1 pseudogene is annotated in these 2,283 nt (G+C 54.0%); it reads right to left on the bottom strand.

From position 1 onward, the window contains the following. Positions 1 to 228: 228 nt before the first annotated feature. Positions 229 to 1,874: pseudogene (locus JRI89_17790) on the bottom strand (FAD-dependent oxidoreductase). Positions 1,875 to 2,283: the final 409 nt, after the last annotated feature.

Consider the following 2,283-nt stretch of genomic DNA (forward strand, 5'->3'; position numbering starts at 1 on the left):
GATTGGCCGAAAGCCGTGGCCGGCAGCCGAAACGGGTATCGTAGCCCTGGCCATAGCCGGGTACCTTTACTTGTAAAACATCTTAAAAATAAGATCTCTTTGCTGAGAATCAAGCGGTCTGACTCTGCGGAATTTCCCCAGAGTTTGGCATGGCTGGGTTATAAGATCTGAGCAGGACTGAAAAATTCTCGCTGCGGTTTCTGGAAATGAAGCCGCCCCGGGGGGGCATCAGCTCTTTTCGGCAACAGCCAGGGGTTGCTTTGCCAGCCAGTAGGGGTTCATCAGGTCCTCATAGATGCTCAGAGCTGCCTCGGCGCCCTGGCCCACCGCGGTGATTTGTAGCCGCCTTCCACGTCGCCGGCAGAGTAAATGCCCGGCACACTGGTGCGGTGGTGTGCATCGCGTTTGATAAAGCCGTCTGCGGTCAGGGCCACGCCAAGTTTTTCTGCCAGCTTCACTGCCGGCCGGTAGCCGATGGCGATGAACACGCCGTCCACAGGCATGATTTTTTTCTTGCCGGTCAAATTGTGGAGAAGAACCACTTCTCTGACTTTGTCTTCACCTCTGATCTCATGTACTTCAGTGTTCCACAGAATGGGAATGTTGGCCGCCAGCAGGTATTTGCTCAAGTGTTCCTGGGCCCGCAAAGTATCTCGACGGTGCACCAGGGTCACAGCAGCTCCGATATTATGCAGATAGAGGGCCTCGGTTACAGCGCTGTTGCCGCCGCCGACCATAATAACCTTTTTGCCTTTGAACAGTGGTCCATCGCAGGTGCTGCAATAGGTGACCCCCCGGCCGGCTAGTCTGGCTTCACCCGGAACATCAAGATGTTTGTGGGTGGCGCCTGTGGCCAGAAGCACTGCCTTGGTGCGAAAACGTCTGCGGCTGGTGACCACGGTAAACCTTTCTCCCTTGCTGATATCCAGAACTTCTTCGCCCTGGAAGATCTGCACATATTCGAGGGCATGGCTGACCAGAAGATCCACCAGTGCTTTGCCGCCCACTTGCGTAAAGCCGGGGTAGTTCTCCACCAGGGGCGTGGTGGCTACCTGACCGCCGAGGGCTCCTTTTTCTACTACTGCTGTGTGCAGGCCGCTGCGTACCGCATAAATGCCCGCAGTGAGTCCGGCCGGGCCCCCGCCCACTATGAGCAGATCATTTTCCACCAGTTCGGCATCGCTGTCCGGGATAAATATGGTCTGCTCTGCCATCTTTTCGAGAGAAGAGACAAAAAGCTCTTCTGGCTGGGCTCCCTGCGCTATGAGGACCTCATTGGCAAAGGCTTGCGGCACACTGTGAGCAGAATAGGCATCTGCCAGACCAGGATGAGCTTGGATGTCAATGATTTCTACAGAGATCAGTTCTGGTTTGGCGATGGCAGTCTTCAGGGCGTTTACAGCCTGCTGAGGGCAGTAGGGGCAGGTGGGGCTGGAAAAAATCTTGATCTGTCGAGGGGAGTTGATCTTTTCAATGATCTTGGCCGACTGTTCGGTCAAATTGCTGCTCTGCAGGCCGAGCAGAACAAGTGCTTCCAGGAAGGTGCGTCCTTCCTCACCCACTGGCGCGCCGAGAAAGCGAATACCATAGCGAGGTGCACCGAGCAGTATAGTGGGAGAAAAATTGACCTGCCATTTTGTTGCCAGTTCGTCCTGGAGATCATACTCTTGCAGGTCCAGCCGTGGGCTCAGCTCGGCAAATGCCTGCAACACCTGCCTGGCAGCCTCGTTGTAGACGTCGTTGTCGCCCTGTTCGGTGAACAACCAGATAGCAACAGGGTGGGGCAGCTGCCCGAGTACGGATCGCAGCTGTTGCCTGATCTCATCTGGGAATGGTTTTCCTTCGGCTGATACAAAAGATGCTGATTCGCTCATCACTGCTTCCTTTTCTGGCACTCTGGACCTGTTTTGCTGAGGATTTTTTTACTCTTTCTTGCTAATGGAACCTGTTTTTCACAAACTCTAACGATAAATTAGAACCAGTCAAGGTAAATTGGCATCCTGTCAAGAGACGCCTTGAAAAATAGAGCCCTGTAGTGAAGCAGGCCCCTCTCTAATTCGAGCGGGGCCTGTAAACCTGTAAAAAAGTTAAAATGTTCTATAGGTTGGAGAGCATTCAACCGTTATGGCAGCCCTGGCCACAAAAAGGACTTGCCTGTACAGGGGGAATGCTGCATTCAAACATTCTTCGCTGATCTCTATGCCGAGCTACCCACAAAGCATACTCATCCGGCCATATCTCAATGCCCGGGCCGCTCCATGCTGATGCAGCGCCGGGCTCTGC

Source organism: Deltaproteobacteria bacterium (genome assembly GCA_019309045.1).
In the GTDB taxonomy this organism is placed as follows: domain Bacteria; phylum Desulfobacterota; class Syntrophobacteria; order BM002; family BM002; genus JAFDGZ01.